The organism is Candidatus Villigracilis proximus (genome assembly GCF_016717045.1).
Classification (GTDB): domain Bacteria; phylum Chloroflexota; class Anaerolineae; order Anaerolineales; family Villigracilaceae; genus Villigracilis; species Villigracilis proximus.
Genome location: NZ_JADJUO010000020.1, coordinates 104,057 through 123,794, shown reverse-complemented (window position 1 = coordinate 123,794; position 19,738 = coordinate 104,057). Strand labels below are relative to the sequence as shown.

At 46.9% G+C, this 19,738-nt stretch carries 19 protein-coding genes; 6 read left to right on the top strand and 13 right to left on the bottom strand.

Annotation, left to right across the window (positions count from 1 at the left end):
* Positions 1-797: 797 nt before the first annotated feature.
* From IPL71_RS19795 to IPL71_RS19785, 3 genes are all read left to right on the top strand, one after another.
* Complete coding sequence (locus tag IPL71_RS19795) at positions 798-1,865, top strand: RHS repeat domain-containing protein (protein ID WP_514130821.1); 1,068 nt, start codon at positions 798-800, stop codon at positions 1,863-1,865.
* Positions 1,866-2,128: 263 nt separating this feature from the next.
* Entirely contained in the window at positions 2,129-2,701 is a 573-nt protein-coding gene (locus IPL71_RS19790) for a CPBP family glutamic-type intramembrane protease (protein ID WP_345324613.1), read from the top strand.
* Positions 2,702-3,392: 691 nt separating this feature from the next.
* Positions 3,393-4,103, top strand: a complete 711-nt coding sequence (locus IPL71_RS19785) for a DsbA family protein (protein WP_345324611.1) — start codon at positions 3,393-3,395, stop codon at positions 4,101-4,103.
* Positions 4,104-4,173: 70 nt separating this feature from the next.
* Here the strand turns inward: IPL71_RS19785 and IPL71_RS19780 are convergent, their stop codons facing one another.
* The 13 genes from IPL71_RS19780 to IPL71_RS19720 form a co-directional block, all read right to left on the bottom strand.
* Positions 4,174-5,037 carry a sulfurtransferase gene (locus IPL71_RS19780; protein ID WP_345324610.1) on the bottom strand — a complete coding sequence of 288 codons (864 nt, stop codon included), beginning with the start codon at positions 5,035-5,037 and terminating at the stop codon, positions 4,174-4,176.
* A 90-nt stretch (positions 5,038-5,127) separates the two neighbouring features.
* Positions 5,128-6,306 carry a pyridoxal phosphate-dependent aminotransferase gene (locus IPL71_RS19775; protein ID WP_345324608.1) on the bottom strand — a complete coding sequence of 393 codons (1,179 nt, stop codon included), beginning with the start codon at positions 6,304-6,306 and terminating at the stop codon, positions 5,128-5,130.
* 8 nt (positions 6,307-6,314) lie between these two features.
* Positions 6,315-6,521, bottom strand: coding sequence for a hypothetical protein (locus IPL71_RS19770; RefSeq protein ID WP_345324606.1), 207 nt, complete (start codon positions 6,519-6,521; stop codon positions 6,315-6,317).
* A gap of 6 nt (positions 6,522-6,527) precedes the next feature.
* Positions 6,528-7,295, bottom strand: coding sequence for a sugar phosphate nucleotidyltransferase (locus IPL71_RS19765; protein WP_345324604.1), 768 nt, complete (start codon positions 7,293-7,295; stop codon positions 6,528-6,530).
* Positions 7,292-7,561, bottom strand: coding sequence for a hypothetical protein (locus IPL71_RS19760; protein ID WP_345324602.1), 270 nt, complete (start codon positions 7,559-7,561; stop codon positions 7,292-7,294). The genes IPL71_RS19765 and IPL71_RS19760 overlap by 4 nt, the downstream gene beginning before the upstream one ends.
* Before the next feature lie 78 nt (positions 7,562-7,639).
* Entirely contained in the window at positions 7,640-9,358 is a 1,719-nt protein-coding gene (locus IPL71_RS19755; protein WP_345324600.1) for a M3 family oligoendopeptidase, read from the bottom strand.
* 11 nt (positions 9,359-9,369) lie between these two features.
* The gene (locus tag IPL71_RS19750) at positions 9,370-9,927 is read right to left on the bottom strand and encodes a chromate transporter (RefSeq protein ID WP_345324598.1); all 558 of its coding nucleotides are present in this window, start codon (positions 9,925-9,927) and stop codon (positions 9,370-9,372) included.
* Positions 9,928-9,931: 4 nt separating this feature from the next.
* Complete coding sequence (locus IPL71_RS19745; RefSeq protein WP_345324596.1) at positions 9,932-10,384, bottom strand: NUDIX domain-containing protein; 453 nt, start codon at positions 10,382-10,384, stop codon at positions 9,932-9,934.
* Complete coding sequence (locus IPL71_RS19740; protein ID WP_345324594.1) at positions 10,385-11,362, bottom strand: aldo/keto reductase; 978 nt, start codon at positions 11,360-11,362, stop codon at positions 10,385-10,387.
* Positions 11,363-11,550: 188 nt separating this feature from the next.
* Entirely contained in the window at positions 11,551-12,381 is an 831-nt protein-coding gene (locus IPL71_RS19735; RefSeq protein ID WP_345324592.1) for a 3'-5' exonuclease, read from the bottom strand.
* Entirely contained in the window at positions 12,333-13,670 is a 1,338-nt protein-coding gene (locus IPL71_RS19730) for an ATP-dependent helicase (protein WP_345324590.1), read from the bottom strand. The genes IPL71_RS19735 and IPL71_RS19730 overlap by 49 nt, the downstream gene beginning before the upstream one ends.
* Before the next feature lie 117 nt (positions 13,671-13,787).
* Positions 13,788-14,186, bottom strand: coding sequence for a large-conductance mechanosensitive channel protein MscL (mscL, locus tag IPL71_RS19725; protein ID WP_345324588.1), 399 nt, complete (start codon positions 14,184-14,186; stop codon positions 13,788-13,790).
* 47 nt (positions 14,187-14,233) lie between these two features.
* On the bottom strand, positions 14,234-14,485 hold the full coding sequence (locus IPL71_RS19720; RefSeq protein ID WP_345324587.1) for a hypothetical protein: 252 nt from the start codon (positions 14,483-14,485) through the stop codon (positions 14,234-14,236).
* A gap of 167 nt (positions 14,486-14,652) precedes the next feature.
* Between IPL71_RS19720 and IPL71_RS19715 the strand changes: the two genes are divergently transcribed.
* The 3 genes from IPL71_RS19715 (at position 14,653) to IPL71_RS19705 (ending at position 19,735) form a co-directional block, all read left to right on the top strand.
* On the top strand, positions 14,653-17,196 hold the full coding sequence (locus IPL71_RS19715) for an ABC transporter substrate-binding protein (protein ID WP_345324586.1): 2,544 nt from the start codon (positions 14,653-14,655) through the stop codon (positions 17,194-17,196).
* Positions 17,197-17,272: 76 nt separating this feature from the next.
* Entirely contained in the window at positions 17,273-18,394 is a 1,122-nt protein-coding gene (locus IPL71_RS19710) for an ABC transporter permease (RefSeq protein ID WP_345324585.1), read from the top strand.
* A gap of 3 nt (positions 18,395-18,397) precedes the next feature.
* Entirely contained in the window at positions 18,398-19,735 is a 1,338-nt protein-coding gene (locus IPL71_RS19705) for an ABC transporter permease (protein ID WP_345324583.1), read from the top strand.
* Positions 19,736-19,738 lie beyond the last annotated feature (3 nt).

Here is a 19,738-nt window from a genome sequence, read left to right as displayed (position 1 = left end):
AACTGGGTTGAAACTATTTCCATATGAAAAGAAAATAATCTTAGGAACTTTTTCAGGCGCTTGCCTTGTACGAAACCGACAATGGGCAGACGCTTGTATCTTATAATTTGAATGGCAATGTAGATGCTTATTCTTTGGATAATGACCATTTACTTATCGTCTTCGATTCTGGGGAATGCGCTTTTTCATCATTGAATTTAAAAAATATGAAAAGCGATTGGTGTGTGACGCCTCCTTACGATTTCTTTTTTGAATAACATGGAAATCGTATATGACAATGAAAGCATATATTTTTGGGAATAAAATGTAGCACTAAACAAGAAAACCGGGGATGTTTTATGGGAAGTGAAACCAGTGGACGTGTTCAAGTCCCCTGTAATAGTGGGTGATTTTATTTACATATCAGACGCTGGCTTTTTATACAAAATCGATAAAACAACGGCACAAAATTGCTAAAATAAAAGCAAAGATTCAAGGACTTACTGGGAAAATTCTAAGAGTCAATATGGTCGCCAATAACTACACCCGACCTAATATTAGTTTTTTATGATAATGGGATTGTCGCATACCCTAATTTAATCAAGTAGTAAACTTTTATGAAATACTGCAAAGCAAATGTTTCTTTTTCTCTCGCACACGTGAAGTATTATAGCTCCTGTTTACTCCCCCTCAAAACATGCCAATGATAAATTTGAACTAAAGAACGCCGTAGGTACTTGAAACGCTAACTAGCCTTCGCCAAAGCCACCTTCACCTACGATGGCAATGGACAACGTGTAAAATCAGTCATCGGCGGCGTGACCACCTACTTCGTCGGCAATCACTATGAGGTGACCAATGGAGTCGTGACCAAATACTACTTCGCTGGGACTCAACGCATCGCAATGCGTAAAAATAACATCCTCACCTACATGCTGACTGACCACCTCGGAAGCACAAGCCTGATAGCCGATTCTGCGGGCAATGTCCTCTCGGAGACGAGATACACTGCATGGGGCGAAGTCCGCTATCAAGCTGGGACAATGTCCACGGGTTACACATACACTGGACAGTACAGCAACACCGCGGACTTCGGACTCATGTACTATAATGCGCGTTGGTATGACCCTGTGTTGGGACGTTTCGCCCAAGCGGATAGCATAATTCCACAAAATCAAGGAGTTCAAGCTTGGGATAGATATGCTTATGTGAACAACTCGCCAGTTAATGCAACTGACCCCACAGGACATCTTTGTGAGGACGAAGATGGCAACGGACATTGCCCGGGCTATACACCTACGCCAACACCAACAAGGACACCGACACCAACGTCTACTCCAACAAGGACACCAACACCAACGCCCACTCCAACGAGGACGCCAACGGCTACATCAACACAATGTTCATCACCTAGTAATAATTGCGCAACACAGATATCGGCACAGGTGACATACAATGCTTCTCAGTGCCAAAATGGAGCTATTTCCTGTTTAGAACAGATACAACCTACATCTACTCCGTCACCTACCAGCACTCCGCAACCAACAAGTGAGGTGTTACAAAATATAATGGAAGAAGCTAGACCAGGGGCTGATACAGTGTTTGGTATTCCGAGTCTTAAAGTTGATCCAGCTTTTTCACAAGCAATGCTTGATAGCTTAATCGAGGTGGAAATATATTTCAAATTAGTTATTGGTGTTGGAGTAACTAATGGTCCAAAAGTAGCGGATTATCTTTTTGGTGGACAAGTGGTCACTCAAATTGTTAAAGGATGGTTGGGATTCACCAATAATATTGGTATTATCCCTCCGATGCCCTTGCCCTATCTTATGAACAACCCGTTAATGCCACCGCAATACCAATTTGGACCGACACAGTATCAATAAAGATGCTTTAGTTGAGTAGTCAGCAATTGATTACTCAACTACTTTTCTTTTTTAATATTGATTGATATTATATGGATAATATGCTAAAAAAAATTACCCCAAATAACCTAGCTTGTGTTTCCTTATTCTTTTTGTTGATATGGAGGTTATTAATTTCCATTGTTGTTTATTGGTCTGGGAAAATCGGAAATGCCCAACTGAGGAGAACGCTTTTCTATGTGTGTCATACAGTTTGATTTCGATCACGTTGTGGGTGAATAAAAGTGATCTGTACAAAATCAATGTTGACAAAAAAATTTATGGGGATATTTGTTGCGCTAGGTTTTGTCTATTCTTTCCTTGTGCCTTTAGTGTTTGGCATTCTTTTAGGGGTAGTAACAATATTGAGTACTAGCGTACTTTTTTCAAGCAGGAGCCGTTTTGCAAGAGGTGAACTAAGTAATATAGGTTTCATTATATACTTAGTTGTTTTGTTAGTTTTGGATTTTATCTATTTTATTGTTATTCAAAAGGCAGAATTGTTTGTAAGTAATACGGTTTTTATTGATGCATTTTTTTGGGCTAATCCTCCTTTTGTAATGGTGGACGAATTTCTGTTTAGAGGGTTTTTGTGGAAACTCTTGCGAGATTTTGGATTTACAGAAAATAAGATAATATACACTCAATCGTTTTTGTTTTGGTCGTTCCATTTTTACCTTGAACCAATTATTTTCTGGATTTTCCTGCCACTTATAAGTATATTGTTGGGCTTTCTCACGTCACGTGCAAAATCAATTACACCAAGTATATTTTTGCATTTATTACATAATGTTTTTAGCTTTATCTTCCGTTATTGATTTATGAAATCGCGATGCGTAAAGATAACATCCTCACCTACATATTGACTAACCACCTCGGAAGCACCTCATTAATCACCAACGCCACAGGCGGAGTCATCTCAGAGACGAGATATACCGCTTGGGGCGAAGTCCGCTATCAAGCTGGGACAATGTCCATGGGGTATGGGGGTTACCGGTCTCCTTTTCAAAATTTTTTAACTTTTTTTTCTTTTCATTTCCATCTCAAACAAATATAAACTTTCTTTTTTTTTTCTCTTTTTTTTTCAAACTCTTTTTTTAACATTTTCCCTTCTTATTTTTTTTTTTTTTTAATTCTTTTTTTATTTTTCTTTCATTTTTTTTCTTTTTTTTTTTTTTTTTTTCTTTTTTGTAATTATTTTTTTTTTATTTTATTTTAATATTTTCTTTCATTTTTTTTTTTTTTCAAATTTTTTTTTTTTCTTTCGTCAATTCAGTTACCAGTCTAATTTCGGATTGTTATACTTCAACGCAATCAAGAGATCATCTCGGCTACACCTTCCATGTGACTGATTCTGCGGGTATCTGTGGCATTCTCCACGGGTATTTTTTATCATTAAATATAGATAGCTTTGAGAAGGTCGCCGGTTTCTTGTTTCCCCGGCTTTTTGACAAATCGCCTGCCACGTGGCAAAATGAACGCTCACATTTTGAACATAAGGAAAAGATCATGACCAAACAAATGAGCAAGAGTCAAAGGCGCCGCGCAAATAATAATCGCTCGCGTATGCTTACCATTGGAGCGATTGTAGTCGGTGCATTGCTTATCGCAGTCGCATTGATATTGCCCAATGCAAAATCCGGGGCGGAAGTTGTTGTGCCTGAGGCAGTGACCCGGCCGGTGGGCGACGGGTTAATGCTGGGAGAGATAACCGCTCCGGCAAAAATCGAAGTGTTTGAAGATTTTCAGTGCCCGGCCTGTGTGCAGTTCAGTGAAGAGATAGAATCGCTTGTCCTTGAGAAATTGGTGGCAACCGGCAAGGCTTATTATATTTTCCATAATTACCCGTTTTTAGACACGAACAGTGCCGCAAAAGAATCAAGAGGCGCCGCGAATGCCAGCTTGTGTGCCAACGAGCAGGGAAAATTCTGGGAATATCACGATGTCTTGTTCGCCAATTGGAATGGAGAGAATCAGGGTGCATTCGCTCCTGCGCGTCTTATGGAATTTGCAACTGCGCTAAAATTAAACACCGAAGATTTTCAAGCCTGTATCGATGAAGACCGCTATGCTGCAGAAGTTCAGGCTTCCTTCGACCTTGGGGTTGAGATGAGCGTCGAAGGCACGCCCACCGTCTTCGTTAATGGCGTTATCATCACGCCCGGATATATCCCTTCGTTTGAAGATATCGCCGCTGCTGTGGAAGCTGTCCAACCATAAAGTAATAATATTTCTGGATATAAAAAGCAGGACAAGGATTTCCTTGCCCTGCTTTTTTATTGATTGAATTTTATTCTTTTGTAACAGGCAGATCACCGGGCAAACCCCATTCACTCCACGAACCATCGTAGACTGTGACCCTGGGATAGCCAGCCAGTTCTGCTGCCAAAGCTGTGACACAGGCAGTAACACCCGATCCGCAGCTGAAAATTAAATTCTGATCCTTCTTTACCATGTTTGAAAACAGGGCGTCAAGTTTTGCGGGGGAAAGCATGAAACCATCCTGGACCGTATTTGCAAATGGCAGGTTAAACGCATTCGGCATGTGTCCACTGCGCAGACCGGCTCGCGGCTCAGGGTCCACACCTTTGAAACGTCCTTCGGAGCGTGCATCCATTACCGCAAAACGCGGATCAGAGAGCGCTTCGAGGACTTGTGCTGAATCACAGAACAATCCGGCTTGCGGGTGCGCCTCAAAATTTCCACGCTTTTCGGCTGCTTTCTTTGCCTGCGTTTCACAAGGCAACCCCGCTTTTTTCCACGCAGGCAGACCGCCATCCAGTACAGCCACTTGATGCGCAGCATGTCCCATGGCGCGGAACATCCACCACGCTCGCGGACTTGAGTACACGCCGACATAATCATAGGCCACGACAACGCTGTCTTTGTTAATTCCCAGCTTTTGCATTTCATCTGTAAAGAATTCCGCAGACGGCATCATGTGTGGCAGGTCTGTATTTTTCTCGCGGATATCATTGTCGAAATCAAAACGCAGCGCACCTTTGATGCAGGACGCTTCTTCGGTTGAGTCAGCGCTGCTGGCTGCTCCAACCGGTTTCATACTCGCATCCAAAATGACAAGATTCTCTGCTTCAAAATTATCCGCCAGCCATTGGACAGATACAAGCGGAGAATTAAATTTTTCAATTTTCATGGTCTCACCTGATGTGTTGATTTTTAAAATATAAGGTATGTTAAATAAAAAAGGGCGGGCACAAGACCCGCCCCTACCATTCACCAATTCCTATCCGTGCCTGCTCATGAAGCGTTCCATGCGATACAAGGCTTCTTCGATCTTGCTGTATTCGGTTGCATAACAAGCGCGGACAAATCCCTCGCCGCCGGGGCCGAAGGCATTGCCGGGCACAACCGCCACACCTTCCTCTTTCAACAAAGTCTCAGCGAAAGTCTCATCGTCCATGCCGGAGGCTTTGACATTCGGAAATGTGTAAAAAGCGCCGCGCGGCTCAAAGGTCGAAAGGCCGAGTCGATTGAGGCCAGCGACCAGTAACCGGCGGCGGCGATCGTATTCGGTCACCATTTCCTGCACATGCGGTTCGCCAGATTTCAAGGCTTCGATAGCGGCATCCTGTGCGGTGGTCGGCGCAGACATGATCGTATATTGATGAATACGCACCATGCCTTGAATAATATCTTCAGGTCCGCAGGCATAGCCGATGCGCCAGCCGGTCATGGCATAGGCTTTTGAAAAACCACCCAGCAACACGGTGCGGCGTCTCAGGCTTTCATCCAAAGCGGGGAAGCAGACATGCTCAAAGTCATAAACGAGACGATCATAAATTTCATCGGAAACAACGATCAGATTATATTGTTCCGCGATCTTTCCAATTTCCACCATCACTTCGCGCGGCGCCACGGCGCCTGTCGGGTTCGAGGGATAACCAATAAAAATAACTTTTGTGCGCGGTGTAATGGCCTTACGAATATCATCAGGGTCAATGGTGAAATCGTTTTCAAGCCGCGCAGGAATTTCAACAGGAACGCCGCCCGCCAGGATCACTTCGGCCTGATAGGAAACAAAACACGGGGTCGGAATGATCACCTCATCGCCCGGTTCCAAAATTGCAGTGAAGGTCAGATACAACGCCTCAGAAACACCGACGGTTGCAACCACTTCACGCGCGGCGTCATATTTCACATTGTATAGCTTCTGCAAATTGTCTACCACACCCTGTCGCAATTCCATTTTTCCCTGATTGGATGTGTAATGCGTTTCGCCATTTTGCAGCGAGCGAATGCCCGCATCAAGGATCGGTTTGGGCGTGGTGAAATCCGGTTCGCCAATACCAAGCGAGATCACATCTTTCATGGTCGCCACGATATCGAAAAACTTGCGAATACCGCTCGGCTTTAATCCCGCCACACGATTTGAGAGTCTTTGTACTTCACTTATTTCCTGCATTGAGCCTCCTATATGGGTTGAACGTGCCAGTCGTCTGAAAATTCCTGATATGTTAATTCAAAAGCGAAACCGTTTTCTGTTTTCACACGGAACCCTTTTTCACCGGGTCCATGCCAGCGCGCAAAAATTTCAGCGATCTCATAGCGGCGTCCCTGCCACACCAACGAAAGCGGACAATCCGCATATTCAGTATCTGAAACGTACTCGATCATCATCTGGACTTAAAGAATGACCGAACTGGTATCGCTGATATTCAACTGCATGACGTGACCATCGCCTCTTCCTTTAACGTTGGCCTGCCTGCCGATCAATGAGCGACTCAGCGCCGCATCCTTGATCTCACTACCCGGCTCGAGAATACTCTCCGCGATCTGGCAGTTCTCTATTTTGCAGTTTTCCCCAATTGAGGCATAAGGCCCGATGGTTGAATTCGCAATTTCAGCAGTAGCGTGAATAAATGAAGGTTCAATTACCTTTACCTGTCTACCTGCATACCTGTCTGCTTGTTTGCTTTGTGTACCGAGCTTCTCCAACAGCATCTTGTTCGTATCCAGCGTGGCTTCTATGGTTCCCGTATCCAGCCAGGTGCTGATCCGATTCGTGCGGACTTTCGCTCCGCTTTCGATCATGATCGAAATGGCATCGGTTAGAAAATATTCATTCTTCAACATCACGCCGCGCTGTATCTGATCGTCAATCGCAGAAAGCAATTGCTCTGAACTCTTGAAATAATAACAACCCACCACCACCAGATTATTATCCATGCTTTGCGGCTTCTCAATAAAACGCTTCACCCAGCCGTCAGCACCTTCCTCCGCCACCCCGAAGCGGCGCGGATCTTCAACCGGCATGACCCACGCCACGCCATCAGACTTTTCCTGGGCGAGGAATGAGAAATCTGTTTCCATCAACGTGTCTGAAAAACAGATGATCATCGGCCCGCTTAAATATTCGCGTGCCAAAGCCAGTGCGTGCGATTGTCCCTTCATTTCATGCTGCACAACGAAATGGGCTTTGAGATCAGGATAATGTTCTTTGATAAATGGGGAATTTGCATCTCGCCCAGATAAGGGCCGAGAATGAAAACATATTCTGTGTTTTCAGGGTCTGGCAAAGTTTTGAACATATCGAGCAAATGCTCAAGTGAAGTTTTGCCCGCCACACTTACCAGCGGCTTTGGTTTGCTCCACGTATGCGGACGCATCCGGGTTCCCCAACCCGCCATCGGGATAACGATCTTTAGTGTTTCAGCCACGAGAATCCTCCAGTGAAAGACTTGAGTGTAATTTTACCAAACGAAAAAGGCATGGGTCATTTCCATGCCTTTTTCTCGTTAATTTATGAGCTTTTCAAGTTTTTCCATTTCCGCTTCGATCAAGTCCACATGGGTCTTGAGGGTCTTTGAATCAAAGGCAAATTTTATACCTGCGGCTTCGAATAGCTCCGGCAAAGAGACGGTGGATCCAAGCGCCAGCGCCTTGCGATATTCTGCAACTGCCTGCTTTTGGTCTTTGAGCGCATTCGCCCAGACCTGCACCGCGCCCAATTCCGCGATCCCATATTCAATATAATAGAAAGGAGAGGTGTGGATGTGTAACTGACGATGCCAGTATGTTTTCTTTGCATCCTCAAGCCCGCTGTAATCAACGTAGGCCATAAAGCGATCCCATAGTTCACCCCATTTATTTTCGCATTGAATTGGGTCTGAGCTATCCAGCGGGTTTTCATAGATCCAATGTTGGAAAGCATCCACCTGCGCCATGTAGGGCCAGAAAGTGATAATGCCTTCGAGATGTTCAAGGCGAGCGCGTGCGGCTTCGGCTTCTGTATAGAAACCGCCATGTTCTTTTGTAATGTAGGGTGAAGCGAGTAATTCCATGGCCATTGAGGCAACTTCTGCGAATTCAGCCGGGACATAATTTTCAGAGCGTTCGTGAAAATAGGGAACCACTCCGGCTTCAAATGCGTGAAAGGCGTGTCCGCCTTCATGCAGGAGGGTAATTACATCGCCATGCGTATCCGAGTTGTTCATGAAAATGAACGGCCGCTGGCTGACGCCGTAAATTAAATTGTAGCCGCCGGGTGCTTTGTTCTTGCGGCTGTCGAGATCGAGCAGGTCTTCGTCGATCATGGTCTGAAAGTATTTACCAAATTGCGGGTCTACCTTCGAGAAAATATCCTTCGCTTTAGATTTGAGCTCGTCTATCGTTTGATACGGCTTCAGTGGATCTGCGTTGGAAATATCTACAAATTGATCCCACGGGCGGACAGATTGAATCCCCAGTTTTTCGCGGCGTTTTTCGTAAATCCGCCGGGCAGCGGGCACGACCACTTCTTCAATGGCTTTATGGAAAGTTTTACAGTCTTCAGGAGAATAATCAAAACGGAATTTTTGCGCCCAGGCATAGCTTCGATAATTGGGCATATCTGTATTGGCGGCAATCTTTAAACGCACCGCCATGAATTTTTTCCAGAGATCATTAATGGCATCGCGGTTTTTAAGACGCGCTTCGGTCATTATCTGCCATGCTTTTTCGCGGATGGCACGGTCCTGTTCCTGAAGCAGCGGATACATTTGAGAGGCCGTACGTTCCTCTCCGTTCCAGAGCATGGTTTGTGAGCCGATAATCTTGTTGTATTCAGCATTTAACTTTTGCTCATCAACCAGCAGTTCGAGATTCTCCTCCCTGAAAATATCCGCTTCGGCTCGCATCTTCTTTAAGCCCATTTTGAAGTTCGCGGGTTGTAAACCGCTTGCAAGTATCTTTTCTTTTAATTTTTGTTCTTCGGTCCGCGCCTGCGGTTGAATGGCTTCAACAAAATGATTAAATCTCTTTTCGATTTCATTATCTTCGGTAAATTGAGTAGTGGCAACGAAGAGACGTGTGTATTGCTCGTCGAGCCGGTCTGCAAGGTCAGACCATCCCAGCAGCCAATCGTTGACATTTTCTGATGTTAATTCAGTTGATTGCAGGGCTTTGAAATGAGTTTCGTAGTCTTTCCATTCCATTGCGAGTATGGCATCGGGCGTGGACGGTAAGTTCTTAAGCATGAGTTTCTCCTTTAGCGATAGACAAAAAAACCGAGGATGGCGCCCACGATTACCAGCCAGACCGGGTTGATCTCGGTCAGTGTGAGCAATGCAAATGCGACAATGGCAATGATAACCTTATCCCAATTCTGGGTCAGGCCATTTCCCCAACCTAATTTACTGACGTTGAAAACTGATGCCGCCATCACATAGGTCGTCCATAATAGCAGGCCGACAATGATCGGGCGCACTGCTTTTAACATGGCCGCTACATTCGGGCTGTCTTTGATGCCAAAGAAAAAGATGACCATCACCATCATCAAAACGGTTGAGGGCAAAATTGTGCCGGAGACTGCCGAGACCGCGCCCCAGGTCCCTGCCATTTTATAGCCGATATAAGCTGAAACCTGCGGCGCGATTGGGCCGGGCAGGGCATTCCCTAATGCGAGCGCATCTGCAAATTCTTCGGTGGTGACCCAGCCCATATTCACCGACTCACGCTGCATCAATCCCATCGAAGCAGGTCCGCCGCCCCATGAGAAAAGGGCAACACGGGAGAATACAAGAAAGAGACTCCAAAGTAGATTCATATTTTTACCATTTCCCAAATTGCGGATTTTTAATCCCAGCCTGATATTCCTGCAAACGGCGGCGATGACCGGGCCAGATGTCATCGGGCAATTCGCTTAATGCAAAAGATTTCAACTCGGCAATTTCAGCATCCGGTTTGCTTTTGACTGTGAAATCAGTGCAGATAAAAACAATGTTGTGGTCGCTTTTCCAATCTGTGAAATTTGAGTACGCGCCCATCAAAGTAACTTCGCCAAGCTCCGCGCCAGTCTCTTCCCGTGCTTCACGGCGCGCTGCCTCATCAAGTGTTTCGCCTTTTTTCAATCCGCCGCCGGGCATGAACCAGCCGGGTATATACGTCTGACGTACCAGCCAAACCTTTTCGTCCTGAATCATCATCACCCGCACTCCTATGCGGATCGGGCGAAAGATAAAACAGTAGACTCTGAATCCGTAATAAAGAATGCGGATGAACATTTATGAATGCCCCAAAATTGGATGCGGCAGATAGGACTCTTCGAGTCGTTTGATCTCTTCGTCTGACAATTTAATTTCCAAAGCGGCAATCGCCTGATCCAAATGCCCGATCTTACTGGACCCGATAATGGGTGCGGCGATATGGGGTTTACTCAACACCCAGGCCAATGCCACCTGTGAAGCCGTCGCGTTGTGACTCTTTGCCACTTCCGCCGCACGCTCGGCAATGACAAAATCTTCGTCGCGGAAATAAAGCTCGTTTGCAAATGGGTCACTTTGTGCGCGGGCTGTTTCGCCGCCTCCGCCGCGTTTGCGGTTGCCCGCAAAAAATCCGCGCGCCATCGGGCTCCACGGGATGAGTCCAATGCCCTGATCTTTGCAGAGTGGAATCATTTCGCGTTCTTCTTCACGATACACAAGGTTGTAGTGATTTTGCATGGATATAAATTTTGTCCAGCCGTTCATTTCTGAAACATGCAGTGCTTTCATGAATTGCCACGCAAACATGGATGACGCGCCAATATAGCGAGCCTTGCCCGCGCGTACAACATCATTCAACGCTTCCATGGTTTCTTCGATGGGCACATTTGGATCCCAGCGATGGATTTGATACAAGTCCACGTAATCCATTTGCAGACGTTTGAGCGAGTTGTCAATTGAATCCATGATGTGCTTACGGGAGAGTCCGCGGTCGTTGGGGTCATCGCTCATTTGACCATGGACTTTTGTGGCGACGACAATATTTTCACGTTTACTGTCTTTTAGTAAATTGCCTGTAATGCGTTCACTTTCCCCCGTGGAATAAACATCTGCTGTGTCAAAGAAATTGATGCCTGCGTCTAATGCGCGTTTGATAAATGGCTTCGCTTCGTTTTCATCCAATATCCACTCGCGCCATTTCTTTGAGCCGTAGGTCATCATCCCCAAACACAGCCGTGAGACTTTTAATCCGCTTTTGCCGAGATTGACGTATTGCATGTTGCCTCCAAGTATATTCAAAATAACTCCGAAGGAGTGAAATGATTATAGAAATGATTATAGTTCGCAAACGGTTTTCAAAAAACCCCGAAGGGGTGTCATAATTTTTGTGAAATCATGTCATCCCGTCGGGATTGATACAAACATTTTATATTATTCTATAATCTTTACATCCCTTCGGGATTTGGTCATTGAATGATTTCCAGTTTCGCCAGTGATGCGGCCAGACGTTTCAGCCCGACAGATTTGAATTCGATGACCACGATCTCGTCGCCATCTTGTATTCTGCTTTCCTGGACGATGCCTTCACCAAAGGATTGATGTTTAACACGGTCGCCGGAGTTGAAGCGAATGCTGATCGTAACGGGAGCAGATCGCGGCGGAGGAGGAACCGTATACTTTGATTCGGTGGCGCTTGGGGTGCGGTAAAAACTTTGAGAGGAGGAAAATGAACTTACAGGACGTCCCGTGCGTGTTTTTCCAACGATCAAATCAGCGGGCAGGTCTTCGATAAAACGTGAAGCGTCTGTGGTTTCAGACATGCCGCGTCCGCCGCGTTGCAGGGCGCGCAATAAATAAAGTTTATCTTTGGCGCGGGTGATGCCTACATAAAAGAGACGGCGTTCTTCTTCCATTTGCTCGGGCTCATCGAACGAGCGGCTGTGTGGAATGATGCCATCATCAAGACCAACGATGAAGACCGCGCCGAATTCAAGTCCTTTGGCGGCGTGCAGTGTGAGCAGGGTGGGCGCGTTGGCGTCTGTGATCGTGTCTTGATCGGCGACGAGCGCGATGTTTTCGAGAAAGTCATCAAGCGTGCGATCGGAGTATTCGAGCGCGAGACGCTTTAATTCTTCAACGTTTTCCCAGCGTTCAGCGGCTTCTTCGGTTTCATCATCGAGAATGAAGGCTTTGTAGTTAATATCTTTGACGATCTTTTCAAAGAGTTCCACGATGGTGGCGGTGGGCGCTATCGCGCGCCAACTGGCGAACATGCCGCCGAAATCGGCGAGCGGCAAAGCGGAGCGGCCGGTGAAAGATTTGTAATAGGGTGAATCTGCGCCGCGTGCGAGATCAAGCAGGACTGCGCCGGGGCTGGTATCGTTTTGAAGTGAACGAGGCGAATAAATGCGATGACATCTTTTACTTCGCGGCGTCCATAAAATCTTTGCGCGCCGACAAGTTTATAAGGAAGGCGTGCCTGCAAGAATGCTTCTTCAAGCAAACGAGACATGGAGTTTGTGCGATACATCACGGCGCAATCACCGGGCTCAAATTTCCTGGAGGCAACGAGTTCAGCGATGGTGTTCACCACGAAGGCGGCTTCGTCATAATCATTGTAGGCTTCGTGGAAAAGAATCTTTTCGCCGGGGCCGCGATCGCTGAACAACTTTTTCTTGATACGGTTCGGCGTGCGTGCGCGGTCAATGACACTCATGGCGGCGTCAAGAATATTTTGATGCGAGCGGTAATTTTGTTCGAGCAGTACGATCTCGGCTTCGGGGAAATCTTCTTCAAACTTTTTCAGGTTGCGATAGTCCGCTCCGCGCCAGGCGTACACACTTTGATCGGGATCACCCACGCAATAGATATTTTTATGATGTGATGCAAGTTGTCTAACCAAAGAATATTGCGCGAGATTGGTATCTTGAAATTCATCGACCAGTACGTGTCTGAATCTTTGCGCGTATTTATCGCGCACGCTGGGATTATCTTCCAACAGGCGGGCTGTGTACACGAGCAAGTCGTCAAAGTCCACGGCGTTGCTGGCGATCAGGCGTTTTTGATATTCAACGTAGACACGTTTCACAACTTCATCGCGATAGATGTTGATCGGATATTCATCGGGGCCAAGCAGTTCATTCTTTGCACGTGAAATGGCGGCGTGAATGCTTGCTGCGCGATAGAGCTTGTCGTTCAAATTAAATTCTTTGATGATGCTTTTGACGATGCGTTCCTGATCGTCTGAATCGAAAATCACAAAATTGGATTCGAGTGGAAGATGTTCCACTTCACGCCGCAGGATGCGTGCGCAAATCGAGTGGAATGTGCCAAGCATAATTCCGTCGGTGGCTTGATCGTTCAGCATGGCCTTCACGCGCAAGTCCATTTCTTTGGCGGCTTTGTTGGTGAATGTGACCGCAAGAATATTCCATGGGCGGACGCCTTCGGACGCGATCAAGTAGGCGATGCGCTGAGTCAGTACACGCGTCTTACCGGACCCCGGACCTGCTACGACCAAAACGGGTCCATCGGCGGCTGTGACAGCTTTACGTTGTTGAGGGTTTAGTTTATCGAGAAAATCCATGAGGGGAGAATAACTGATTAAGGATGAAAGAGGAAGGATGAAAAAGAAGAAAGAGTAAAAAATGTCCCGCAGGTTTATTTTGAAACTCTGCCTGTACATATTATACCTGTCTGCGAGCTACTTCAATTCGGATGTGCAGTTCGGGCAGCGGGTGGCTTTGATGGCGATGGTGCTGAAGCAGTATGGGCATTCTTTTGTGGTGGGTTCTGCAGGTGCTGCGGGAGCGGGGTCTTTCTTCATTTTGTTTGCAGCTTTCACGATCAGGAAGATCACGAAGGCGATCACGAGGAAGTCGATGATGGTTTGCACGAATGCGCCCCATTTGATGACTGTTGCTCCAACGGTGATGGATAATTCGCTGAAATTTACGCCGCCCATGATCAACCCGATGACCGGCATGATGACATCGTTGACGAGCGAGCCGACGATCTTGCCAAATGCGCCGCCGATAATGACCGCTACAGCGAGGTCGAGTACGTTTCCGCGCATGACAAATTCTTTGAATTCTTTTAGCATGGTATTCTCCTTGAGAAAAAAATTTATGAATGAATTGCGTTTGGATTTTATGTTATGAAAGATGGGTTGTCAACGATGCGCGGCTGGGCGATGGATGTCACAGCGGCGGGAATGTTCATTGTCCAGATGGCAGATAACAGGCCGGTGTGATGCGCGAGAGTTAATTTCGAAGGATTGGCGGCGCGTGGTTCGTCCGGTTCTCCAGTATTGTATTTATTAATCGGCTTTATCGTTCGCCTTAAAGTCCAGTATAATTTGAAATTACACAGCATATTTTGAGCTTTTGTTTGTGTAGGCAAAAATATGCTGGGGATATTTAATGGTTGAAAATTAAAGATGTTGTGAGCATAAGTAACCCTTTGTTTTTGATCATTAATTAAATGGAGGTGGCCGGATACCGTATACCAAAAAACTTTCATGCAAGTAAACTGTTCATATCTATCTGTTAATTTTTTGGAGGAGAAAAATGTCACGTAACCGTTTGATGTCTGTTCTGGGTCTGCTGATTATTGCCAGCATGATCCTTTCAGCTTGTGGTACTTCTACTGAAGCCCCTCAAGCAACCGATGCGCCCGCTGTTGCAACTGAAGCCCCTGCTGCTGCAACTGAAGCCCCTGTTGCCACCGAAGCCCCTTCCACTCGCATGGGTGGCTGGCTTGATGAAATCGTTGTGTCTGTTGTTGCCAAGGATTCTGCGGTGACTCAGATCGAAGCTGGCGCCATTGACGTATATGCCTCTGGTCTTTCCAGTGCCGACCTTCCTTCCATTCAGGAAGCTGGTTTGAATTACAGCAAGCAGAATGGCTTGTATTATGACATGATCTACAACCCGGCTGAGTTCACCTCTGGCGAGTTCAATCCTTTCTCGAATCGCAAGATCCGCGAAGCGACCAACTGGATCGTAGACCGTGATTACATTAATCAGGAAATCTATGCCGGCGGTGGTTTGGCTAAATATTTGCCGATCACAACCCAGTTCCCTGATTATGCCGATCTCGCTGATGTAGCCCGCGAACTCGAAGCCAAATATGCTTATAACCTCGAAAAAGGTAAAGAAGTTATTACGGCTGAAATGGAAGGCATGGGCGCAACTGTCAATGCTGAAGGTAAATTTGAAATTGACGGCGCTCCTGTCACCGTGATCTTCCTGATCCGTTCTGATAGCGACGGCACCCGCCAGCCCCTTGGCGATTACTTCGCTGCTCAGTTGGAAGCTGTCGGTTTTACAGTAGACCGCCAATACGGCAAGTCCTCTGAATTAGGCCCCAAATGGCAAGGCACCGCTGCTGATGGCGGCTGGCACATCTACACCGGTGCGTGGAGCGCCACGATCATTGATCGTGATCAGCGCAATATGCTCCAGGAAATGTACCTGCCCTCCAGCGCACAAGGCCTCGATTTGATGGTCGCCAATCAGGCTGATCCTGAATTCCTCGAATTGGGCGATAAGCTTGCCAATGCCGAGTACAACAATCTTGAAGAACGCCGTGCCATGATGGTGCGTGGTCTTGAACTTGCTCTTGAAGATTCTTTGCAATTGTGGCTGATTGACGGCAAGAACTATTCTCCGTACGGCACAAATGTGAAGTTGACCTACGATCTTGCCGCTGGTGTTGAAGGCGCGCAAGTTTGGCCTTACACCGTTCGCTTTGCGGGCGAAGAAGGTGGACAGCTTAAGTGGGCCACCGGTGATCTGTTCACTGAACCCTGGAATCCTGTTGCCGGTAGTAACTGGGCTTGGGATCAGGCCATCATCCGCTCTACACAGAGCGGCGATACCATGAACGATCCGTTCACCGGTCTTTTGTGGCCTCTCCGCATGGAGCGCGCTGAAGTGACCGTTGTGGAAGGTTTGCCTGTTGGTGTAACCAACGATTGGGTGAAACTCTCCTTCGTTCCTGAAATTAAGGTTCCTGAAGATGCCATCGTCGACTGGGATGCAACCACCCAGCAGTTCATCACCTCTGCTGAGAAATTCCCTGAAGGTCAAACCGCCAAGCGCATGAGCGTTGCCTACTATCCTGCCGACCTGTTTGAAACAGTCAAATGGCATGATGGTTCCAATCTTTCCATGGCTGATATTATGCTCGCCTGGGCCATGACCTTTGATCGCGGCAAGCCCGAAAGCGCTTTGTACGATGAAGTGTACGTTGCCAATTTTGAAGCCTTCATGAGCACCTTCAAGGGCTTCCGCATTACATCCACAGAGCCGCTTGTCTTTGAAGTCTATAGCGACACCTTTAGCGCCGATGCCGAATTGAACGTTGGCGGCACCTGGCCTACCTACAGCTTTGGCGAAGGCAGTTTTGCTCAGATCGCAATCGGTAACATGGCCGAAGCCAATGGCGAACTCGCCTACTCAATTGACAAAGCTGATGTTGCTGAAGTTGAGCAGATGAACTTTGTTGGCGGCCCAAGCCTCGAAATCCTCTCCGGTAAATTGGATCAGGCAATTGCCGAATCCTATATTCCGTTTGAGCCGATGCTCAGCCAATACATCACCAAGGAAGAAGCCGTAGCCCGTTATGAAAACCTCAAGGCTTTCTACACAGAACACGGCCATTTCTGGCAGGGAACTGGTCCCTACCTGTTGAACAAAGCTTTCCCAACAGAGAAGACTTTAACCCTCGCTCATTTTGCAGACTATCCTGATCTTGCCAACCGCTGGAGCGGCTTCACTGAACCGAAACTCGCTACCGCTGAATTGGACGGTCCGGGACAGGTTAAGATCGGTGATGAAGCCACCTTTGATCTATTCGTAAACTTTGGGGACGCAGCCTATCCTCAGAGCGAGATCAAGTTCGTGAAATTCCTGCTTTACAATGCCAAGGGTGAAGTTGTAACTGTTGGCGAAGCTGTTGCAGTTGCAGATGGACAATATCAAATTGTCCTGCCTGCCGACGTTACTGCCAAACTTGAAGCCGGTTCAAACAAACTGGAAGTTGCAGTTGCGCCTCTCACAGTGGCCATCCCAACTTTCACCAGTATTGAATTCGTAACCGCCCCATAAGATCGTTTTATGTAGGGTAAGAAAAATAGGGGCAAGGCCAAAGCCTTGCCCCTATCCATAACTGGAGAGTATGACCATGGCTGAAGGCACTAAACCAGCAGGAAAGTTTTCAGAGTTTCTTAAGAAAACCTCAACGAGTACATTTGCGCGTATTTCACGTTATACGGTTTCGCGTTTGACTACGTTGTTTATTACAGTTGTTATTGGTGTTTATCTGACAATTATGATTGCCAACATGGGCGGATATGTAGATACCATTATGCGCTCTGAGATTCGTGAGCGTATTACGCAATCTGTTCTGACCAACAAGGCATATCAGGATATGGCACCTGAGACTCGCAAGAAGATTGCTGAAGATTTAATTCTGGTGGAAGAGAAGCGACTTAAGCTCGATACCCCGGTTGCAATTCGTAGTTTTAATTATTTAACCAATGCACTAAGGCTTGAATTGGGCCGCGCACAGAACATGACCAGTGATAACGGTTCCAGAACCGTTCGGCTGATCCTCTTGGAACGTCTGCCCGCTACGCTGTTATTAATGGGTTCATCCCAACTTTTTCTTTTCTTTTCATCCATTTATTTTGCTTTGTCTCTCTCCCGGAATTACGGCAGTTGGCTGGATAGACTGGTGATCTCCCTTTCTCCAACCTCCGCCGCGCCCTCCTGGTTTTACGGCATCTTCCTCATCCTTATATTTTCCGCCGTGCTTAAACTGCTGCCATTCGGCGGGATGGTGGATGCCCCGCCGCCGGATACCAAATTTGGATATGCAATGAGCGTGCTTAAACATTTAATTCTGCCCGGAGCATCTCTGGTGGTGAGTGCCTTCTTTATTAGCATCTATAACTGGCGCACGTTCTTCCTTATTTATTCCAGTGAAGATTACGTGGAAATGGCCAAAGCCAAAGGTCTTCCTGCGCGTGATATTGAACGTCAATATATTTTGCGTCCCACACTCCCCAATATTATTACAAACTTCGCCCTGCTGTTGATCAGTCTTTGGACTGGCGCCATTGTTACAGAAACCATCTTCCTATGGCCGGGTCTTGGCATTACGTTATATCGCGCAGTGGGTCTGTTTGATATACCCGTCATTGTGGGGTCTACGATCATCTTCGCGTATTTGCTCGCGATCACCGTCTTCCTGCTCGATTTTGTTTACGCGTTGGTTGATCCGCGCGTAAAAGTGGGGGCTTAAACAATGAATCAAATGAAGAAAACTTTTCAGGAAATGCTGCGTTATCCATCGGCCATCGCCGGTTTGTTAACAGTTGCCTTTTTGGTGGGACTTGCGATCTATGCAATGGTCGCCATTCCCTACTCTCAAGCGCTTATCTTATGGCGCGGCGGTGAAGATATTTGGTATCAAAACCCAAAATTTGCAGCGCCAGCCTGGTTTAATAACTTTACCAAATTAAAACAGCCGGTATCCTTTGTCATGAAGGAGTCTGATCCGGGTATTGAAAAAGTTGTTGTGCCTGGTGACCAGAACACAAGCCGTATTACCATTACCTATTCATTCGACTTTTCATACGATGCATTCCCGCAGGAAATCCTGCTTTATTTTGATGCAAAATATAAAGAGAAACAGCCGTTCGCTTCGATCTACTGGCTGACTCCTGACGGGCGAGAGATACGAATTGCTGATTTTGGCGTCGACTCCAAGCAGACCTTCCGCGTCTCACAGGACGAGAAGCTGATTCGGCGACTCGGGGGGGTGGCTCCCATGGAAGGTTTGTTCGTTGGAGAAGACGGGCAGACTCCGGTAAAAGGAGTTTATAAACTCGTCGTAGAAGGCGTAACATTTGAAGAAGGTTCCGACCTAAACGCTGAGTTTGTATTCCATGGAAATGTATATGGATTATTTGGCACCGACCATCAACGCCGTGACTTGCTCGTTCCCATGTTATGGGGCGCGCCTGTTGCGCTCGCGTTTGGCTTGATCGCTTCGTTGGGTACATCCGTGCTGACGATGATCATCGCAGCCATGGGCGCCTGGTATGGCGGCTGGGTGGATGAACTGATCCAGCGCATTACAGAAGTGAATCTGGTTTTACCGTTCTTCTCCATTTTGGTCATGGTGGGTACTTTTTACTCCCGCAGTACCTGGGTCATTTTGGGTGTGACGGTTTTGCTCAGTATTTTCACGGGCGGCATCAAGGCTTATCGTTCCATTTTCATCCAGGTCAAAGAATCGACTTATATTGAAGCGGCGCGCGCTTATGGCACAGGCGCAGGTAGAATTATTTTTGTGTACATGATTCCGCGCATGATTCCGTTATTAATCCCTGGCGTGGTTTCTTCGGTGCCTGCCTTCGTATTTCTTGAAGCGACCCTGGCTGTTCTTGGCCTTGGTGATCCGGTATTGCCCACATGGGGCCGCCTTATCAATGATGCTTCTGTGAATGGTGCATTGTATAAAGGTCTTTACTATTGGATCATGTCGCCTGCCATTTTGCTAATGGTATCTGGTTTGGGGTTTGCCATGCTGGGATTTGCCCTGGACCGAATTTTTAATCCCAAACTGCGAGATCTATAAGCC